General features: G+C 71.3%; 16 protein-coding genes. 12 read left to right on the forward strand and 4 right to left on the reverse strand.

What is annotated here, in order from left to right:
• Positions 1–6 precede the first annotated feature (6 nt).
• A complete protein-coding gene (locus Dvina_RS20120) occupies positions 7–963 on the reverse strand; it encodes a nitroreductase family protein (protein ID WP_246656330.1) in 957 nt (318 codons plus the stop codon).
• Positions 964–1,596: 633 nt separating this feature from the next.
• Between Dvina_RS20120 and Dvina_RS20125 the strand changes: the two genes are divergently transcribed.
• Both Dvina_RS20125 and Dvina_RS20130 read left to right on the forward strand, forming a co-directional pair.
• Positions 1,597–2,724, forward strand: coding sequence for a glycosyltransferase (locus tag Dvina_RS20125; RefSeq protein ID WP_223104008.1), 1,128 nt, complete (start codon positions 1,597–1,599; stop codon positions 2,722–2,724).
• Between the two features lie 136 nt (positions 2,725–2,860).
• Positions 2,861–3,223 (forward strand): DUF5994 family protein, encoded by a 363-nt coding sequence (locus tag Dvina_RS20130; protein ID WP_223104009.1) that lies wholly within the window; start codon positions 2,861–2,863, stop codon positions 3,221–3,223.
• A gap of 57 nt (positions 3,224–3,280) precedes the next feature.
• On the opposite strand, the gene Dvina_RS20135 is transcribed toward Dvina_RS20130, so the two are convergent.
• Positions 3,281–3,490 carry a hypothetical protein gene (locus Dvina_RS20135; RefSeq protein WP_223104010.1) on the reverse strand — a complete coding sequence of 70 codons (210 nt, stop codon included), beginning with the start codon at positions 3,488–3,490 and terminating at the stop codon, positions 3,281–3,283.
• A gap of 828 nt (positions 3,491–4,318) precedes the next feature.
• Here Dvina_RS20135 and Dvina_RS20140 point away from each other — a divergent pair.
• The 9 genes from Dvina_RS20140 (at position 4,319) to Dvina_RS20180 (ending at position 16,182) form a co-directional block, all read left to right on the forward strand.
• The gene (locus tag Dvina_RS20140; RefSeq protein WP_223104011.1) at positions 4,319–4,624 is read left to right on the forward strand and encodes a helix-turn-helix domain-containing protein; all 306 of its coding nucleotides are present in this window, start codon (positions 4,319–4,321) and stop codon (positions 4,622–4,624) included.
• Between the two features lie 247 nt (positions 4,625–4,871).
• Entirely contained in the window at positions 4,872–7,001 is a 2,130-nt protein-coding gene (locus Dvina_RS20145; protein WP_223104012.1) for a sensor histidine kinase, read from the forward strand.
• A gap of 119 nt (positions 7,002–7,120) precedes the next feature.
• The gene (locus Dvina_RS20150; protein ID WP_246656331.1) at positions 7,121–9,109 is read left to right on the forward strand and encodes an ATP-binding protein; all 1,989 of its coding nucleotides are present in this window, start codon (positions 7,121–7,123) and stop codon (positions 9,107–9,109) included.
• A gap of 84 nt (positions 9,110–9,193) precedes the next feature.
• Positions 9,194–10,918 (forward strand): methyl-accepting chemotaxis protein, encoded by a 1,725-nt coding sequence (locus tag Dvina_RS20155; protein ID WP_223104013.1) that lies wholly within the window; start codon positions 9,194–9,196, stop codon positions 10,916–10,918.
• A 25-nt stretch (positions 10,919–10,943) separates the two neighbouring features.
• Positions 10,944–11,249 carry a hypothetical protein gene (locus tag Dvina_RS20160; RefSeq protein ID WP_223104014.1) on the forward strand — a complete coding sequence of 102 codons (306 nt, stop codon included), beginning with the start codon at positions 10,944–10,946 and terminating at the stop codon, positions 11,247–11,249.
• On the forward strand, positions 11,246–11,785 hold the full coding sequence (locus tag Dvina_RS20165) for a GAF domain-containing protein (RefSeq protein ID WP_223104015.1): 540 nt from the start codon (positions 11,246–11,248) through the stop codon (positions 11,783–11,785). The genes Dvina_RS20160 and Dvina_RS20165 overlap by 4 nt, the downstream gene beginning before the upstream one ends.
• Before the next feature lie 126 nt (positions 11,786–11,911).
• Entirely contained in the window at positions 11,912–13,153 is a 1,242-nt protein-coding gene (locus Dvina_RS20170) for a cation:proton antiporter domain-containing protein (protein WP_223104016.1), read from the forward strand.
• Positions 13,154–13,287: 134 nt separating this feature from the next.
• Positions 13,288–13,599, forward strand: a complete 312-nt coding sequence (locus Dvina_RS20175; RefSeq protein WP_223104017.1) for a trypco2 family protein — start codon at positions 13,288–13,290, stop codon at positions 13,597–13,599.
• Between the two features lie 6 nt (positions 13,600–13,605).
• On the forward strand, positions 13,606–16,182 hold the full coding sequence (locus tag Dvina_RS20180; protein WP_223104018.1) for a S1 family peptidase: 2,577 nt from the start codon (positions 13,606–13,608) through the stop codon (positions 16,180–16,182).
• 19 nt (positions 16,183–16,201) lie between these two features.
• On the opposite strand, the gene Dvina_RS20185 is transcribed toward Dvina_RS20180, so the two are convergent.
• Entirely contained in the window at positions 16,202–16,840 is a 639-nt protein-coding gene (locus Dvina_RS20185) for a TetR/AcrR family transcriptional regulator (RefSeq protein WP_223104019.1), read from the reverse strand.
• 57 nt (positions 16,841–16,897) lie between these two features.
• On the opposite strand from Dvina_RS20185, the gene Dvina_RS20190 reads away from it, so the two are divergent.
• Positions 16,898–17,425, forward strand: a complete 528-nt coding sequence (locus Dvina_RS20190) for an ester cyclase (RefSeq protein ID WP_246656332.1) — start codon at positions 16,898–16,900, stop codon at positions 17,423–17,425.
• A gap of 67 nt (positions 17,426–17,492) precedes the next feature.
• On the opposite strand, the gene Dvina_RS20195 is transcribed toward Dvina_RS20190, so the two are convergent.
• Positions 17,493–20,282, reverse strand: coding sequence for an AfsR/SARP family transcriptional regulator (locus Dvina_RS20195; RefSeq protein WP_223104020.1), 2,790 nt, complete (start codon positions 20,280–20,282; stop codon positions 17,493–17,495).
• Between the last annotated feature and the right edge of the window lie 6 nt (positions 20,283–20,288).

Below are 20,288 nucleotides of genomic sequence, written 5' to 3' on the forward strand. Positions count from 1 at the left end.
AGTACGTCAGCGCCGGTCGATGACCTGGGGCATCGGTGCGCGGCGCGGGCTGGACGGCGGTGTGGTGGCGCGGCCGAGGCGCAGCAGCAGGTACGGGTAGCCGACGCAGCCGATCATCACCTGGATTGCTTGTCGTGTGGCGACGACCTCGACGGCCGCACTGAGGGGCAGGAGGGAGACGCCGGCGGCGGTCGCGGTGAGCCAGGCGGCGGACAGCGCCTCGCCCGCGCGCAGCCAGTCTTCCGGCTCGTCGGTGTGGCCGTACAGCACCGCGAATGTCGCGCTGCTGCCGACGAGGGACGCCGGGGCGGTGCCGATCGTGCGGTCGTCCGACCCGGAGGGTGCGGGCGCACCGCCGGAGGCGGCTCGGGCCAGGTCGAGCACTTCGTCCGGGTAGAGCACGTGCAGTGACGTCTCCTCGGCCCGCACCGCGGAGGTGATGGCCTTGAGCTGCGCGGCCGTGATCGGCGTGCCGGTGACCGGCGTGCGGTCGGTGCGGCGCAGCGGGACGCTGTCGACGAGCGGTGCCGGTGCCTGCTCGGTAAGCGTGCGCTCCTCGAGGCGCAGCGACGCGAGGCGGTCCGGGTCGGCGGGGTCCGGGCGGCGGTTCATCGTGAGGCGCCAGCCCGCCGCGGCCAAGGCGATCCGGGCGTGATGCAGGGCCGCACCGCAGCTGATGATGGCCAGGCGGCCGTCGACGTCGACGTCGTCGTCCATGCTGCCGCGCTCGAGGTACAGGGCCAGGGTGTTGCCGGTGAGCCGCCACCGCCACGGCTGGCTGTCGAGGATGGAGGGCGCGAACCCGGCAGTGTCGGCCGCGGTCCGCAGCGCGTGGGCGATGGCCTGGACGCCGATCGGATGGATCGTCGCTCCGGGCGACGCCGTGGCGGGCGGCTTCACGTTCGCCGGGCCCGTCGCGTCTTGCCGGCGATCGGGCCTGGGCTTGAACTGCATGACCTGCATTGGGCAGAAACCTCCGAACCAGCGCCGCGGAAGCGGCGGGTGCAGGCGAGAAGGAGTAGTCGCCCCGGCCACGTGCGGCCGCATCACCACGGGCCGCGAGGTCAGCCTACGCCAGCCTGCGCACACGTCCTATGACGGCCGTCGCTTGCCGGCCGGGCGCCGGCGGCGGCGGAGCGCGGAACGCGACAGGTCGGCGGGTAGTCATTGGCCGGATCGGTCGCGGCCGTGAATGTCCACTGTGTACGGACGGCTGGTGCGTTGACCGGCGACGGGATGCGCCACGGTGCCGAACCTCTGGCTGCTGTACCGCATCCGCCCGGGACCGATCTGCCGATGGATGAGCTCGCCGCAGGGGCCCGGGCGCGCACCTCGCGCCGTCCAGCGGGCGCCGGACCGGTCCGCGCTGACCCGCTCGGGCACGTGCTACGGTGAGTAGCGTTGACCCGCCTCGATCGATGCTCAGGGTTGACGGCGGCGAATCGTCGTCCCGATGGTGTTCGCCCCGAGTGACCTGCGCCGGAAAGCCTCTGCGCTCGCCGGTCGGCGCCGCACCCGCCATGCAAGGTGGGTCATGCCAGAAATGTCTCGTCACCGCTGCGTCATTGCCGATCTCCGCCGCGTCCGGTGTGCCGCATGACGTCCTATGGATTTCTCAGCACCTACCCACCGACGCAGTGCGGGCTGGCGACGTTCACCGCATCGCTGCTGCGGGCGCTCACGTCCTCGGCAGGCGGCGACCATGCGGGGGTGGTGCGCCTGGTTGAGGCCACCGCGCACGCGAGCCGCCCTGAGGTCGTCGGGACCCTCCGGGTCAACGACCCGGGAGCCGAGGGGCCCGCGGCCGCGCTGCTCGATCGCCACGACGTCGTGATAGTCCAGCATGAGTACGGCATCTTCGGCGGCCTCGACGGCGAGGACCTGCTGCCGCTGCTGCGACGGCTCCGCGCCCCGGTGATCGTCGTGCTGCATACCGTGCTCGAACGGCCCACCGTGCACCAGCGGGAGGTCCTGGAGCAGGTCGTCGCCCTGGCCGGCGCGGCCGTGACCATGAGCGAGACCGCTCGCGCGCGGCTGGTCCTGCGGTACGGGGTCGACCCGGGCAAGGTCACGGTCATCCCCCACGGCGCACCCGACCGGCCGCCGCTGCGGCTGCTCAACACCAACGGCGAGCCCACGATCCTGACCTGGGGACTGCTGGGCCCGGGCAAGGGCATCGAGTGGGCGATCGGCGGCCTGCGGCTGGTACGCCACCTGGCGCCCCGGCCCCGCTACGTCATCGCCGGGCAGACCCACCCCAAGGTGCTCACCGAGCAGGGCGAGGCCTACCGCCTCATGCTGTACGCCCGCATCCGCGCGCTGGGCCTCGGCGGCCTCGTCAGCTTCGAACGCACCTACCTCGATCAGGCCAACCTCGACCGGCTGATCGGGCGCGCCGACATCGTGCTGCTGCCGTACGACTCCCCGGACCAGGCGGCCTCGGGCGTGCTGGTCGAGGCGCTGGCGGCGCACAAACCCGTCATCGCCACCGCGTTCTCCCACGCGCAGGAACTGCTCAGCGACGGCGCGGGCCTGCTCGTGCCGCACCGCGACCCGGCGGCGATCGGCGCCGCGCTCAAGCGCGTGCTCACCGAGCCCGATCTGGTCGCCGACATGTACGACAAGAGCCGCCGGATCGCGCAAGGTATGCGATGGAGCGCCGTCGCCGCCAGCTACCGCACCCTGGCCGCGACACTGCTGAGCCGCACGCCGGTCCGGCTGTGACCGCGGCGGCCCCGGTGCGCCGATCCCCGCGAGCCGTACGACATTGAGCGGTGCGAACGAGACGCCTCGAGCGCCGTTCGTACGTCTCCCCGCCGTGCTGCTCCAACGTGCGCCTGCTGCCGGAGAGAAGGTCCGCATGGCCGACGTCGACCCCGACACCAACGGACGCCGCGAAACGCGGCTGGAGTTGCGCACGATGTGCCCGGCGCCCGCGGCGTCGCTCGACGGTGCGTGGTGGCCGCGCAGCCGCGACAGCATCGGCGAGCTCGTCGCGCTCATCGACGCGCTGGACGCCCGGCAGGCGCCGGTCAGGCTGCTGATGCTCAATCCCGACGACTGGCGCGGCCATCCGCACCGGATCGAGGTGGCCGATCGAAGTGTCAGGATCGCCTGGGTTGCGATGCTCGACCGGTCCGTCGTGATCGGCGCGACCGCTGGTGGTCTGCGGATCGATCTGCAACTGATGGTGCCGGCCGCCGGTGGTGTGGCCGGGCGGTGATCCGGTCGTCCGCTGAGCCCGGACGCCCGAGCGACGCGGCCCCGATCGGCGATCGGCTCAGCGCTGGACGCCGTTCGTGCCCGGGCGTTGCACCGTCGTCAGCCGCAGGCTGCCGGGCATCTCCTCGATCTCGAAGCGCTCGCCCTGGCCGTTGTCGGGCAGCATGGCGTCGTACAGCTCACTGTTGCTGATCTCGATCGTGCCGCCGGCGCGGTTGATCAGCACGCTGAGCACGGCCCGGAGATTGACGTCACTGAGATACTGCACGCACGACCGCCTCAGCCGAATTGATTCGATGCCGGGCGGTACGCGATGTGCCGTCCTTCGCAGATGGTACTCCCGATCGGGTCATGTGCCTGAATCGATCGTGTGGCTCCTCGCGCTCGGCCGCGCGCCGGCTCGGTGGGCTCGCCGGACGCCGGCAGCCTGGCTCTCGGTATGCGCGACGGCTGCGGATGGACCGGCCGCGCCGACCCGTGGCGACGACCACGACTGCCCCGTCCATCGCCCGGTCCGGCCAAGCCGCTCCAGAAAATCTGTGCCGAGGAGACTAGACATGCTCGCCGAGGTCGGCTATCTTTTTGGGTGTAGACAGAAGACGGTATGGAAGACGCCGACGTGCCGCCCCGACAGTGGGTGGCGAGCTGAGCCAGCGCATCACGGCTCGCTCGGATTGGTACGACGAAGTGTTCGACCCCGGATGTTCGATGTCCGGGTTGCAGATGGGTGAGCCAGGTATTTCGTTGGTGGCTTCGCTCAAGCAGGGATCGACCTGCCGGTGGGCCGGGAACATAGCCGGCTCTGTGGTATCGGCAGGCGGGCAAGACCAGCAACATCACGAATTGAAGCAGAGGAAAGGGAGGGCTCGACACCGTTGGATCGCCCGCGCCAGCCGCAATACAAGCTGGGCGGACACCGTAGTTTCCCTCGAACGAGAGGTGGTCTCCGGTCACGATTATGCGATCCTCGCCCTCGGCGCTGTCTGTGGCGCTCGAGGCGGATACGACAAACCGGCATTTGCGCCGGTAGATGGTGTAAGACCCATAACCCTTGGGCCCCGGCGCATTGCGCCGGGGCCCTCGACGCGGAGGCGCCATGGCCCAACCCGATGACATGTTCGGTGACGAGAACTACCCCGCCTACACGATGGGCCGGGCCGCCGAGATCGTCGGCACGTCGCAGGACTTCCTGCGCCGCCTCGACGAACTGAAACTCATCACCCCGCAACGCTCGGCCGGCGGCCACCGCCGGTACTCCCGCTACCAGCTGCGTCTCGCCGCGCGCGCCCGGGAGATGGTCGACCAGGGCACCGCTGTGGAGGCGGCCTGCCGGATCATCATCCTGGAAGACCAGCTCGAGGAAGCCCTGCGGATCAACGCCGAACGCAAGCAAGCCAGCTGACCACACCAGTGAGGGCGACCGGAGCCACAGCCGGGCGCCCGCCGGTGTACCACCGCCGCTCAGTCGCCCCCCGCATCCTGCGGGTCGAGGAGTTCGGCGACTGCGGGACGCTCGCGCCGCCATCCTGGAGCACAGCGCGGCGTCCGAAGACGTCAACCCTCACGCCCCTGCCTGCCTCGGGCATCGACCGTATTGCCTGAATCGCGAGGATAAATCCGGGTACTGTCCGGTTCAGGAGGTGGGGCTGGTGTCCAGCGCCGACGACCGCGAGAACGGCAAGACGACGGCACTGCCGGGACTGGCGGGGCCGCTGGTGCGCGGAATGCCGATCCACGAGCTGGAGCTGGCGCCGGGCGCATTGTGCCGGACCGCGGCGAACAAGCTCGCCGCAGTGACCGCCCGGGCCGCCAACGCCCCCACCGGCCTGATCCACCTGGCGCACGCGGGCCGGCTGTGGATCGCGGGCGGGTCGGGACTGCCGGGCGGGTGGGAGGCGATGGGCCCGGCCTCGGCGCGCTCGACGCTGGCCGGGTGGGTGATCGAGCAGGGCGTTCCAATGATCGTCACCGACGTCCTGACGGATCGGCGGGTGCCGGCAGACGCGCCGATGCGCGGGGCCGGCTTCCGAGCCTATGCCGGATTCCCGATCCATGACCGCAACGACGCCATCGTCGGTGTCTGCGCGGTGCTCGACCTGCGGTCACGGGACTGGACGGTGGGGGAGCTGGCCGGCGTGGACGAGGGGGCCCAGGCGTGCACCGCATTCGCCGAGCAGCAGCAGGCCAGCGCCGAAGCGGACCGGCAGCGGCGGTTCCTCGACGCGCTGCTGGACAGCCTGCGCACCGGCGTCGCGGCCTGCGATCCCGACGGCCGGCCGGTGTTCACCAACGCGGCGATGCGGGCCATCGCCGACGAGCTGCCCGCCGATGCCGACCTCGAGACCTGGCTGGACCGGGTCCCGCTCGCCGACAGCAACGGCATCCCGGTGACGGCCGACGCGGCGCCGCTGGTGCGGGCGCTGCGCGGTGAACGCATCCGCGACGCCGAACTGCGCCTGCGCGGCCCCGCTGACCGTCCGGTCATCATGCTCGCTGACGCGCAGCCGATCACCGGCCTCGGCGGAGAACCGCTCGGCGCGGTACTGACGCTGCGCGACGTGACCGAGCAGCGCCGGGCCGAGCGGTTCGCCCGAGCCGAGCAGACCGTCGCCGCGGTCCTCGCCGGGGCCCAGCACATCCACGACGCCGCGCCGGCCGTGGTCCAGGCGGTCGCCGAGGCGCTGGGCTCGCCCCACGCGGAACTGTGGCTGGTCGAGCGGGACGTGCTGGTGCCCGTCGCCCGGCACAGCACCGGCCCTGACCCGGCCCCGCCCAGGCCGCAGCGGCTACAACCCGGGCAGGGCCTCGCCGGTCGGGCCTGGCAGACGCGCACCCCGCAGTGGATGCACGAGCGGCCCGACACCACGCAGGCAGCACAGCCGGCCGGCCGCCGCGACGCCGCGCTCGCCGTGCCGATCTGCTCCGGCGAGCAGGTCCACGCCGTCCTGACGCTGTTCACCGACACCCTCGACGACCCCGAAGAGCAGCTCGTCGCCCTGCTGTCGGGCATCGCCGCCCACCTCGGGCAGTTCCTGGAGCGCCGCCGCGCCGACGAACTCGCCCTGGCGCTGACGCGGACCAAGGACGAGTACCTCGCCCTCGTCGGCCACGACCTGCGCACACCGATCACCTCGATGATCTCCTGCATCGAGCTGCTGCGGGACCTCGACCCGCAGACGCTCGCCGCGGAAAGCGCGCAACTGCTCGACGTCGCGGCACGCAACAGCGAAATGGTTCGGCACATCGTCGACGAACTGCTCGACCTCGCCGCCCTCGACAGCGGCCACGCCGTCCTGGCCCGCGAACCGCTCGACCTGTCGGCCGTGGTGCACGCCGCCGCGGAAGCGGCCCAACCAGCCGCCGCAGCCGCCGGCGTCGTCCTGCACCTGGCTGTCGAACCCTGCGTCGTCCTCGACGGTGATGCACCGCGGCTGAGGCAGGTCGTCACGCACCTGCTCGACAACGCCATCCGCCACAGCATCGACGGCGGCCACATCACCGTCACCCTGGCCCGCACCGGCAACGACACCACCCAACTCACCGTCACCGACACCGGCCTCGGCGTCCCACCAGAGGAACACGGCGAACTGTTCACCCGCTTCTACCGCTCCACCCGCACCCGCGACCACCGCATCCCCGGCGCCGGGCTCGGCCTGGCCATCAGCCGCGCCATCATCCACCGCCACCACGGCGACATCCGCATGATCCCGACCGACGGCCCCGGCACGCGCATCGCTGTACGACTCCCGGCCCAGCCCGAAGCACGCCAGCTGCAGTAGCCAGGGCGGGCCGGTGGGCCGGTCCATTCCGACAAGGCGGTGCAGCGCCGCGGCCTGCGACTTGCCGGTCGACGCGGAGAAGTCCTCAGCGATTGCCTGATGGTGCCGATCGTGCAGATGTGCCGGAGCAGCTCTTCATTCTGGCCAACACGGTGATCATGGCGGCGTATGCGGCAATCACCGTCGCGATCGTCGTGCCGGTCGCCCGCGCCGGTCAGCTGCGGACGAACAAGCTGGCCACCGCGACCGCGATGATCTTCTTCAGCTGCTCGGTCGGGCACGGCCTGCACGCGCTGATGGCCCTGCGTGCCGCCGTCACGGCCGACGATGCTGGACATACCGGGATGGCGATGGTCACGCCGTCGATGCTGTCGGGGGTGTGGGACCTGTTCACCGCCGGGGTTGGCGTGTACTACTGGACGCTGCGACGCGCGTACGGTGTACTGCTCAGCCGCGGCGCCATCTATGTGGACCCCACCGGCAAGCAGGTGCTCGACGAAGCCGGCGCCCGCGAGCGAGCCGCCCGCGCCGCAGCGGAGGCCCACCGCGCCACGCTGGCCACTGTGGTCCAGCACAGCGACGATGCGATCATCGGCCTGACCCCCGAAGGCGTCATCACCGCCTGGAACCGCGGTGCTGAGAATATGTTCGGCTATCCGGCCGATGAGGTCATGGGACGGCCGGCAGAAATCCTCGCCGACGACTCTGGAGGCCGCCTCCAGCGCGATACGCTCGCCCGGGTGCGTCGCGGTGAACGCAGCATCAGCTATGAAGCCACGCGTTTGCGCAAGGACGGCTCGCCCATCGACGCGTCGTTCAGCATCACCGCCATCACCGACCCTGCCGGTGCGGTCATCGGCATCTCGGTCACCGCCCGCGACGTCACCGCCGCCCGGGAGGCCGCCGAGCGCCGCCAGGCCATCACCGAGCGCACCAACCAGGCCCAGCGCATGGAGAGCCTCGGCAAACTCGCCGGCGGCGTGGCCCACGACTTCAACAATCTGCTCGCCGTCATCGCCAACTACACCGACTTCGCCATCGACCAGACCGGCGACCATCCCGACGTGCAGGCAGACCTGCTGCAGGTCCGCGCGGCCACCGATCGGGCCACGAATCTGACGCGTCAGCTGCTGACGTTCACCCGCGGTGACAGGATCCAGCCTCAGCACGTCGACCTCAGCACCGCCGTCGGGGAGGTCCGCGACATCCTGGTGCGCACCATCGGCGAGCACATCACCCTCGTCGCTCAACCATGCCCGCAGCCGGTGACTGTCCACATCGACCCCGGGCAGCTGCAACAGGTGCTGCTCAACCTCGCCATCAACGCGCGGGATGCCATGCCCGACGGCGGGACGCTCGTCCTGGAGGCCGGCACGACGATGCTTGACGGGGGCGAGCTCGCCCTGCAGCCGGCCCTGCCGGCCGGATGCTACGCCCGGCTGCTCGTCAGCGACACCGGCCACGGGATACCGCCCGAGGTGGCCGCGCACATCTTCGAGCCGTTCTACACCACCAAGCCACACGGCCAAGGCACCGGCCTCGGCCTGGCCACCGTGTACGGCATCGTCACCGAGGCCGGGGGCGGCATCAACCTCTACTCCGAACCCGGCATCGGCACGACGTTCCGCATCTACCTCCCGTTCGCCGTCAGCCACCCAGAGGCTGGGACAGGCGCCGCATCCGCGCCGCGGACAACACCGCCGCCCGGCCGCAACGCCACCGTGCTCGTCGTCGAGGACGAGGCACCGCTGCGCCGGGTCATCACTCGAATCCTCGCCGACGGCGGCTACCACCCCGTTGCCGCCGCCTCCGGAGCGGAGGCCCTCGAACTGTTCGACGAGCACGTGATCGACATCCTGCTGACCGACGTCATCATGCCGGAAATGTCCGGTACGCGCCTCGCCGAGCTGGTGCATGAAACCCGGCCGGACCTGCCTGTCGTGTACATGTCCGGGTACAGCAACGGCCTGCTCGGCACCACTCACATCCTCGACGACGACATCACCTTTCTCGAGAAACCGTTCACCGCCGCCGACCTGCTCACCAAGGTCGGCGAAGCATGGCAGCCGCGGCCGGAACACTCCGACCGCGAGAACTCGGCTCACTGACGGCTGGCACCGCGAAGCCTCGGCGTCGCACTCGACCTGATCGGCGGCTCGGCGGCATTGCGGTGCGATCGGGGATCGGCACCGGTGCGGGAGCGCAGCGAAAACCTTGCACAACGTCAACGTTCGGCCGATACAACGACTGCAGCGTCCGCCACGCTGTACCGAGCCGTCCGCCGAGGTTGGGAAACTGCGCATGGTCACCACCGCATCCGGGTCAGCGAATCCGATCGCCCGGTCCTGATGAACCTGAAGCTGCGGACCAAGATCCTGGTAATCATCAGTGTCCTGGCGCTCGCGGCGATCGTCGTCGGGCTCCTGGCCCTGGGGCGGATGGCCGCCATGGACCGCGACAGCCAGAGCCTGTACGAGGGCGGGATGCTGCCATTGGTCCGGGTCGCGAAGGTGCAGGACGACATGGCGGCCGCCCGTCGTGACGTGCTCAACCACGCGTTGTCGGCCAGTCCGCAGAGCATGGCGAAGTACGAGCAGGCACTCACCGACGACGCCACCGCGTTCCAAACCGATCTGGCCGCCTACGCGGCGAACACGACCGCGCCGGAGCTGGTCGAGCCGCTGCGCAGCCAATGGGCCGCCTACTTGAAGGCGGTCAACGACCAACTGCTGCCGGCGAGCCGGGCCGATGACCGGGTTGCGATCGAGCGCATCCGGGACACGGTCACCGCACCACTGGCGGCGAAGGCCACCGACACGGTCAAGGCGATCGTGACCGCTGAAACCAGCGATGCGGCCCAGCGGCGCAAAGCCTCCTCGGCGGCCTACACCGCGGCCCGCACGCTGATCGTGACCGTGCTCGTCGCCGGGATCCTCGCGGCCCTGGGCGTCGGGCTGTACCTGACCGGGCTGATCCTCGGTGGCGTGCGACGCGTGTCGCACGTCATCACCGGTCTGGCCCAGGCGGACCTGACCCGCACCTCGGGCCTGACAAGTGCCGACGAGTTCGGCGCGATGGGCCGCGACCTCGATGCGGCGGTGGGCACGTTCCGCTCGACAGTGCAGGAGATGGTCGGGACCGCCGCGACGCTGTCCTCGGCGGCGGTGGAGTTGTCGGCGGTGAGCAGCCAGCTGAGCAACGGCGCGGAGGAGTCCTCGCAGCGGGCGACCCGCGCCGCCGCGGCGGCCGATGACGTCAACGGCGGGGTGCAGACCGTCATGGCCGGTGCCGAGCAGATGTCCGCGTCGATCTCGGAGATCGCGGCCAATGCCAGCCGGGCGGCCGAGGTCGCGCAGGAGTCCACGCGCGTTGCGGAGACCACGAACGAACAGATCGGCGCGCTCGGCCGGGCCAGCGCGGAGATCGGCGACGTGGTCCGGCTCATCACCACGATCGCGGAGCAGACGAACCTGCTGGCCCTCAACGCGACGATCGAGGCGGCCCGCGCGGGCGACGCGGGCAAGGGCTTCGCCGTCGTCGCCTCGGAGGTCAAGGACTTGGCCCAGGAGACCGCCAGGGCGACCGAGGACATCACGGTGCGGATCAACGCCATTCAGGGCAGCACGGCCGGCGCCGCCGACGCCGTTGCGCGGATCCGGCATGTGGTCGGGCAGATCACCGACTACTCCTCAACCATCGCCTCGGCCGTGGAGCAGCAGTCGGCCACGACCAACGAGATGAGCCGCGCCATCACCAGCGCCGCGGAGGCGAGCGCTGAAGTCGCGCAGACATTCGGAGCCGTGGTGTCGGTCGCCGAGGCCACGGCAGACAGCGCCAAGGCCAGCCGCGAGGCGGCCGATGACCTGTCGCAGCTGGCCGTCAAACTCAACGGGCTCGTCGAGGTCTTCACGTACTGAACCGTCGACCGGGAAGGCCACACCCATGTCACCGAACACCCGGCAGCCTGGTACCGGCGCCTACGGCCTCGCCGAACCCACCCTCGCCGACGCCCGCGCCGCGCTCGCCGCCGTGTTCGGCTCCGAGGACGGCAACGCCAAATGGCAGCACCTGCTGCACGGCGCCGGACTCACCGGCGCGGAAACCGACAGCGCGGCCTTGAGCCGGCTCATCGCAGCCATGCGCGGCGCCGATCCGGTGACGGCGCTGTGCGGTCAGTCTCTGGCCATCCGCCTGGACAGCTACACCCGACTGTCCGCCACCCACGACCTCCTCAGGAGCACCCCGTGACAAGCGACACGAACCCCGACACGGCAAGCGCCCTGACCGACCTCGACCGCCTCACCGAACTCACCCGATACGACCTCACCAACCCGCGACTGCGCGCCGAACTCGACGAGGCGGCCACCCGGACCGCGGAGCACCTCGGTCAGCCGGTCTCGCTCGTCACCGTCCTGCTCGACAGCGCCCAGCTCTTCATCGGCGGGCACGGCGTGTCGGGCTGGCCGGCCGAAGCCGGTGGGATGCCCGCCGAGTGGGCTTTCTGCGCCCAGATGGTCCGCACCGGCAAGCCCTACATCGTGCCCGACCTCACCCGAGACCCGCTGCAACGTGACAACCCGATCGTCACGCAAGTCGGTATCCGCAGCTACGCCGGAGTGCCACTGGTCGGCGACAACGGCAAAGTCATCGGCGGGCACTGCGTCCTGGGCGCCCAACCCCACCACTACAGCGACGACGAACTCGAGGCCCTGCACGAAGCGACAGGCAACATCATGCAGACCCTGCGCCGCTACCGCATCGAAGCGACGACCGCCGGGGACTGACGCGGCCCCCGCGCGATATGCCGGCGGCTCGCGGGCATCCCGATGATCGGGTACTGTCCTTGCCGGTGTGCCGGGAAGTCTGGTCGGCGAAGTGGTCCGTGACCGTGCCGATCGACGGGGTGCCTGGTGTCGCTGTTGCTGGTCTTCGCTGTCGTACTGCTCGTCGCCGTGCTGCTCTCAGCGCTGGCGCACCGCACCGTGCTCTCCACCGCCGTGGTGTTCCTGGCCGCCGGGTTCCTGGCCGGCGACGGCGTGTTCGGCCTGGTCCACGTCGACGCCGGGTCGCCGGTCGTGTCGTCGCTGGCCGAGCTGGCGCTGTTCGCGGTGCTGTTCACCGACGGGATGCGGGTCGGCTGGAACGACCTGCGTTCGGCGTGGCGGCTGCCGGGCCGGGCGCTCGGCCTGGGGCTGCCGCTGACACTGCTGGTCACCGCCGTGTTCGCCCGGTACGTGGTCGGCCTGGGCTGGGTCGAGTCACTGCTGGTCGGGGCGATCCTGGCCCCGACGGACCCGGTGTTTGCCTCGGCGCTTGTCGGCAACGACAAGGTGCCGGGCCGGCTGCGGCACCTGCTCAATGTCGAGTCCGGGGTGAACGACGGCCTCGCCCTGCCGTTCGTCGTCATCCTCCTCGCGCTCGTGGCGCACGACGAGCACCTGCACGCGCTGGAGATCGGTTGGGAGCTGCTGCTCGGTGTGGCGATCGGCATCGCCGTGCCGTGGTTGGCGATCCGCCTGGAACGGACCCGCTGGTTCGCGGTCTCCGAGCAGTATGCGCCGCTCAACGCGGTGGCCATCGGGCTGCTCGTCCTCGCACTGGGCAAGGCAACGCACGCGAACCTGTTCCTGGCCGCGTTCGCCGCCGGGATCACCGTGGCCACGATCGGGCACAAGGAACGCGAGGCGTTCGAGCACTTCGGTGAGCTCGTCGCCGAGACGCTGAAACTGGCCGCGCTGCTGGTCTTCGGCGCGCTGCTGTCCCCGGCGTTCTTCGGTGGTATCGGCTGGGCGGGGTGGCTGTTCGCGATCCTGGCCCTCGTGGTGGCCCGGCCGGTCGCGCTGTGGCTGTCGTTCCTGCGCAGCGGGCTCGCGGCCCGGGAACAGCTGGCGGCGATGTGGTTCGGGCCGAAAGGCTTCGCCTCCGTCGTCTACGGCCTGCTGGTGCTCGCCTCCGGTGTCGCCGCCGCCGGGGGCATCTTCACCCTGGTCGCGCTCACGATCGTGCTGAGCATCGTGCTGCACTCCTCAACCGACATCGTCGTGGCCCGCAGCTTCGTGCCCGAGCTGATGCCGGCCTGGCAGCAACGCCTCGAGACCCGCGGCCGCAGATTGCTGGGCCGTCGCCCGGAACGGCCCACGCTCACCGACTGAGGGGACGACACGGCGCCCGCGCACCTCGTGAGCCGGCCGCTCGTGCTGACTCGCCGTGCTCGACTCGCGCGACACCGCCACGGCCAGGCATGCTGGTGCAGCCGAACATCATCGATGCGCCGAGGAGATGCTCCGTGGACGACGCCATCCAGCTGGCGGACATGATCTGGCAGCTGCGGCACGAGCTGAGCCGGGCGATGTGGGCCGGCGAGCACACCGACCTGAAGTTCGAGGCGGAGACGGTGCAGCTCGAGCTCACCGTCGCCGTCGAGCGCTCCCAGGACCCCGGTGTGAAGGTCAAGTTCTGGGTGCTGGACATGAACGCCGGCGCCAAACGGGCATCGACCGCGACGCAGAAGATCGCCCTGACGCTGCATCCGGTCCGGCCCGACGCCCCCGGCCGGCCCGCGGTGATCTCCGGCGCGGCGCTGCCCGGCGAGGGCTAGCACCCCGTGGACGGCAGCCGCATCGCGCAGGTCAGGGTCACCCGCGACCGGACCGTACACTTCGGCTCCGGCTACCGGGTCACCACCGGCACGGTGCTGACCTGCGCACATGTGCTCGCCGACGCATCCGCCGTCGACGTGCTGCTCGATCCGGGCGGCCCCGATGAGCGCTCCGTCCCGGCCCGTGTGCCCTGGCGCGACGACGCCAACGACGTCGCGGTCCTCGCCATCGACACCGACGCTTCGCCGCTGCCCGGTCTCGCGCCGTGCGAGTACGGGCGCCTGCCCGACCAGCACGCGGTCCTCGCGGTGACCGCGGCCGGATACCCGCGCTGGAAACGCCGCGACGGCGGCGGCACCGTGTACCGGGACCTGCACGTGGCGGCCGGGCAGGTCGACACGCTGGCCAACCGGCGCAGCGGGCGCCTCGAGATCACCGTGCCGCCCCCGCTGGAAAGCCCGGACCCGGCCATCTCCCCGTGGGAGGGCATGTCCGGCGCCGCGGTGCTCGCCGAGGACCGCGTCGTCGGTGTCGTGATCGAACACCACCGTGCCGAGAGCGCGGGCCGGCTCACCGCGGTCCGCATCGAGCGGGCACTGCACGCCGCCGGCGCCCGGCGGGCCGAGCTCGCCACCCTGCTCGGCCTCCCCGACGCCGCCGACCCGCCCGCCATACCCCCCGCCGCCGCGGCCGACTCCCTCGGCGACATCGGTCAGGAGTTCGCGGCGCTGGTGCAGGCGCAGCTCACGCAGGAACTCGAACGACTGCAGGTGTACCGGCCATACCCGCTGCCTGTGCAGTGGCAGCCCGAATCCGGCGGTGACATCCGCGCCACCTATCGCCGCACGCCGTCCGGGCGGCTCGTCATTCTCGGCGAACCCGGCAGCGGCAAGTCCGTACTCGCCCTGCGCCTCGCCCAGGCGCTGCTCGAGCAGCGCCGCCCCGCCGACCCCATCCCCGTCGTGTTCGCGCTGCGGACCTGGAACCCCCGCACCACCGATCGACGCCAATGGCTGGCCGCGACGCTCGCCGAACAGTACCCGACACTGGCCGCCCAGAGCCGCTGGCACCACAGCGTCGCCCGCGAGCTCGTCAACCGCGACCGGATCCTGCCGATCCTCGACGGCCTCGACGAGATGGCCCCGGACCTGCGCGCCGCAGCCGCTGCCCGGCTGCCCGACACCGGCCCGGTCATCGTCACCAGCACCCCGACGGCGTACCGCGACGCCGTGCACACCGCCGGACCACCACCGCGCACAACCGAGATCACCGTCACCGGCGTCGCCGCCACCGAACTCGCGCACTATCTGTCGAGCGCCGGCCCCGGACCCTGGGCGCCGGTCGTCGAACGGCTCACCGGTCCAGAACCTGCCGCCGCCGCCGTCCGCGACGCCCTGCACACACCGCTGGCGATCGCGCTGGCCCGCGAGATCTACCGCATCCGCGATCCGGCACAGCTCTTCGCCACCGCGGCCGCCGGCGGTGCGGCCGCCGTCCAACGCCACCTGCTCAACGTCTTCATCCCGACCGTGTACGCCGAACCGCTGCACGGAGCGCAGCTGCACATGCGGCGCACCCCCCGCCCCTGGCACGCCGGGGACGACGAGGACACCGTGCACCTCCGCCGGCAGGTCCAGACCCTCGCCCGGCTCGCCGGGCACCGCCGCTCACGCGGTGCCATCGCCTGGTGGCTGCTCGTCGCCACCGTCCCGCGCGGCTTCCGCGCGCTCGTCACCGGCGCCGTGTACGGATTCGCCGCGCTCACCGCGGCCCTCCTCGCGGCCCAGGTGTACACGTGGACCGGCGGCGACGCCGGCGCCCTGCACACCGGCTGGACGGCCGCCGCCCTCACCGCGATGGCGACCGCGATCGGCGCGGCGCAGGCCGCCCGGGACACGACGGTGCCCGCACCGGTGCACACCCGGCTACGCATCCGCGGCCGCGTGTGGCGCACCCTCGGCATGTTCATCCTCGCCGCCCTGTTCACCAAGACGCTGCTGTTCCCGGTCAAGCTCGCCGCGCTCGCGACCGGACACACAGACCTGCTGGCCGTCACCGTCGTGCTCTCATGGGGCATCGGCATCGCCTTCGCCAGCACCTTCGTCCTGCGAGGACTCATCGAGGTTCCGCTCGACCTGCGCGCCGTACCAAGCCCACCCGCGTCGCTTGCGGCCAGTCGCCGAAGCCTGCTGCTCACCGCGGCGATCGTCCTCGTCTCGACCGGGCTCGGCATCGGCGGCATCCTCATACTCGCCTTCCATCAAGCCCAGTTCGGCCTCATGGTGGCCGCGTTCGCCGCCCCGATCCGCCTGGCGGTCGCCGTCATGTCGACCGCGTACGGCCGGTTCTGCCTCGTCACCCGGCCGTACTTCGCGCTGACCGGCCGGCTGCCGTGGCGGATGCTCGACTTCCTCGACGACGCCCTGTGCCGCGGCGTCCTGCGCCAGTCAGGCCCCATGTACCTGTTCCGCAACGAGCGGCTGCGCCAGGCCGCGCTCGACGACCCGGTACTGCCGCGCCAGCACGGCCATGACCAGGCAAGCTACGCCGAGCTGAACAGATCCGAGCCGCCCCGAGCATGACGACCGATCCGCCAGGTGGCTATGGTGCGAGAGCGTCGACGAGTGCCTGGGCGAGCCACTGCTCGTACTGCTCGGATGTCCAGCCGCGGTCGATCACGAAGAGCTCGTAGAGCTCCGGGGAGATCAAGGCCCAGGTGATGTCACGTGCGCGCTCGGGCGGCAGGCCCGCCCGGAGGCCGCCCACTCCGGCGAGGTGCCCGACGATCCCGGTCACCCCGAGGAGGCGCTCCCGGTTGACCGTATCGCGGAAGTCGGCCAGGTCCGGATCCCCGCTGTGGGAGCCGGCCAGCAGTCTGGACAGCAGCGGCCCGGTTCGTTCCCCGACCACCCGGGCGAAGGTCGCGTAGCGGGCCAGCTTCTCCCGCGGTGTGGTCGCTGCCAGGACCGCCTGGATCTCCGGGCGGTCGATCATCGCTATGGGCTCGTCGTCTCCGGCCAGTGTGACGTCGTACGCCTCTTTGAGCAGTACGGCCTTCGTGCGGAACGCCTTCTGGACCGTCTCGACCGACACGGCGGCGTGCGTGGCCACCACGCGCATGGTGACCGCGGCGGGTCCGTGCCTGATGACCAGGTCGCGCGTGGCGTCGAGGATTCGGCGCCGGGTCAGGCGAGCCAGTTCGGCCCGCCGGCTGTTGTCGTACGACCGCTGACTGCTCATTGCCCGCCGTTCGCCAATATTGGATACTGTACGGCAGTATCCAATTGGGGGGTTGCCATGGTGACCGACGATATCCAAGCCGCGCTCCGGGCCATGCACATCATGGCCGCGGGGGATCTGACCGAACTTGACCAGGTCATTCACCCTGACGCGGTCAACCGCGAAGCCAAGGCCGAGCCGCCGGACTGCCGCATCCAGGGACCCGACGGGTTCGCTGCGTCGGCCCGGTGGCTCCGGTCGGCATTCGCCGAACTTGCCTTCGACGTCCATGAGGCGGTCGCCTCCGGCGATCTGGTCGTGGTGCACTGCACGATGTCCGGCCGTCAGGTGGGTCCGTTCGTCACCTATGACGCACACGGGCGTGTTGCCCAGGCGTTTCCCCCAACCGGAGAGCGAATGGCGGTCACGCAGACACACTGGCACCGGATGCGCGAGGGCAAGATCGTCGAGCACTGGGCCAACCGTGACGATCTGTCCCAGGGCCTGCAGTTGCGATGGGTGCCGCCAACGCCGCTCTACCTGTGGCGGATGTCCCGGGCCAAGCGACACGCCACCCGCCTGCAGTACGCCCACCCCGTCCGGTAGGCCACCCGATCCTGCCTGCCCGATTCGCTGGTGTTCAGTTGCCCGGCCCGGCGGCGAGGTCGAGCTGTCACCCCTCCGCCGGTGCGTGGTCGGCCGCGATCTTCGCTCGGAGCTTGTCGGCGTCGCCGTGCTTGAGGTCGTCCAGGATCGTCAGGGCCTCGCGCCAGGTGTCGCGGGCCCGGGCGAGGTCGCCGGTCGCCGCGTAGCCGTCGCCGAGCGTGGTCAGGATGGCGGCCTCGTTGTGCCGGTCGCCGAGCTCCCGGCAGATGGTGATGGCTCGGTGCGCGTAGTCGGCGGCCTTCTCGACATTGCCGAGCCGGAAGTGCATGAGGCTGAAGGTGTCGAGCGTGCTGGCCAGGCCGAGCCGGTCGTCCAGTTCGGTGAAGCGGGCGAGGGACCGCGCGCCGTACGCCTCGGCGGCCGGATAGTCACCGAGGCGGACGGAGAGCATGCACAGGTTGTTGAGGGCGACGGCTTCCCCGAACTGGTTGCCGGCTGCCAGATGGGCCTGGAGCGCTCGTTCGTTGTGGGGAATGGCCTCGTGGTATCGGTGCTGCTCGTCCAGCGCCCAGGCCATCGTCAGATGGATGTTCGCGGCCACGACGTGGTCGTTCACCTGCTCGAAGTAGTGCAGCGCCCGCTGGTTGTGCCCGGCGGCCCGCTCGAAGTCGCGAAGCCGGCCGTAGAGGGAGCCCAGGAAACGGTGGGCGTAGCCCTGCCCGGCGTCGTCGGCGGCGCGCAGCGCGGCGTCGAGCCCGGCCTGCTGGACCTGCACGTTGAGCCGATAGCTGCTGCGCTGGCTGAGGAACGTGAACAGCGACCACGCCAGCTGCCAGGGTCGCCAGCCGGTGTCACCGGGGTCGTGCCCGACGGCGGCGACGAGCACCTGCTGCTCGGCGGTGAACCAGGCAACGGCCTGCGCTCGATCGGCCGGCTCGACGAGGGTGATCCCGGCGACCGGCGGCGCGAGTTCGATGGGCTCCCGGTTGGGTCGCAGCAGCCGCTCGGCCCGGTAGCTGGTGTGCAGGTAGTGCTCCAGCAGCCGGCGGAGCGCGGCGGAGCGGTCGGCCGCGCCGTCGTGGACCGAGGTGAGCTCGACGGCGTAGGCGCGCAGCAGATCGTGGAGGGAGTACCGGCCGGACTCCTGCTCGATCAGCAGGTGCGCCGCGGTCAGCTCGGTCAGCAGCGGCTGGGTCCGGTGCTCCGGCAGGCCGGTCAGACTGGCCACGGCCGGCAGCGCGATGTCCGGCCCGCGATGGAGTCCGAGCAGGCGGAACAGCCGCGCCGCGCCGGCGCTGAGGGTGCGGTAGGACCAGGAGAACACGGATCGGATGTCCGTGGCCGGTTCGCCGCCGTGCAGGGTGTCGAGGGTGCCCTGGGTGTCGCCGAGCTCGGCGGCCAGGGTGGCCAGCGGGAAGCCGGGCTTGACGGCGGCCCGGGCGGCGACGATGGCCAGCGCGAGCGGCAGCCGGGCGCAGCGGGCGATGATGGTGTCGACCGCGTCGGGCTCGGCGGCGGTCCGCTCGGCGCCGAGGCGCTGGGTGAGCAGGTCGCGGGCTTCGGCGTGGGTGAGCAGGTCGAGGTGCAGCGGGTGGAAGCCGCCGGTGTCGGCGAGGCCGTTGAGCTGGTTACGGCTGGTGATGACGGCCAGGCAGCCCGGCTCGCCGGGCAGGAGCGGGCGGACCTGATCGGCGTGGTTGGCGTTGTCGAGGACGACGAGCATGCGTTTGCCGGCCAGCCGGCTGCGGTACAGATCGATCTGGGCGTTCAGACCGGTGGGGATGCGTGCAGCAGGCACGGCGAGCGCGTCGAGGAACCCGCGGAGCGCATCGGCCGGGTCCATCGCGGCGGGCCCGGGGTCGAAGCCGCGCAGGTTGACGTAGAGCTGCCCGTCGGGGAAGTGGTGGCGGACCCGGTGCGCCCAGTGCACCGCGAGGGTGGTCTTGCCGATGCCGGCGGTACCGGACACGGCCGAGATGAGGACCGGGCCCAGCCGGGCCGGCGCCGCGCCGCCGGTGCTGAGCAGGGTGTCGAGGTAGGCGAGTTCGCGGCTGCGCCCGGTGAAGGAGGCAAGCGTCAGCGGGAGTTGTGCGGGCGCCGCGGCTGCCGGGCGCACGGCGACCGGCGGTGCGGGCAGCTGCAGCACGGGGTCGTGGCGCAGGATAGTGACGTGCAGCTCACGCAGCGCCGGACCGGGGTCGATGCCCACATCGTCGGCGAGGGTGCGTTGCAGGCGGTCGTAGACGGCCAGCGCGTCGGCCTGACGGCCGGACCGGTACAGCGCGAGCATCAGCTGGGCGTGGAAGTGCTCGTGATGCGGGTGCTGCTCGATGAGCTGCTGGAGATCCGGGACGAGCCGGGCGTGCTCGCCGAGCCCGAGCTGCGCGTCGAGCAGGAACTGCTTGGCCTGCAGCCACAGCACGTCGAGACGATGCACCTGCTTCTGGGCCCAGGCCACGTCCGCGACGTCGGCCAGCGGCAGGCCACGCCACAGGGCCAGGGCGGCCTGCAGTCTCGCCACCCGGTCGGCGGGCTCGGCGGCTTGGCCGCCCTGCCGGATCAGATCTTCGGCCTGCCGGACGTCGGTGCCGTCCGCGCCGAGGTCCAGCCGATAGCCCGGGGCGGACGACACGATCGGCAGCCGGAACGTGTGGCGCAGGTACGACACGTTGGCCTGCAGGGTGTTCCGCGAGGGTGCGTCCGGCCCCCAGGCCAGGTCGCCGATCCGGCTGGTGTCGACGGTCTGGCCGCAGTGCACCGCCAGGACCGCCAGCAGTGCGCGGCGGCGGCGTCCGGGCACCGGCTGCGCGACACCGTCGAGTACCACGTCCAACGGCCCGAGCAGGCGGACCTGCATACCCGG

Source organism: Dactylosporangium vinaceum (assembly GCF_019904175.1).
GTDB lineage: Bacteria > Actinomycetota > Actinomycetes > Mycobacteriales > Micromonosporaceae > Dactylosporangium > Dactylosporangium vinaceum.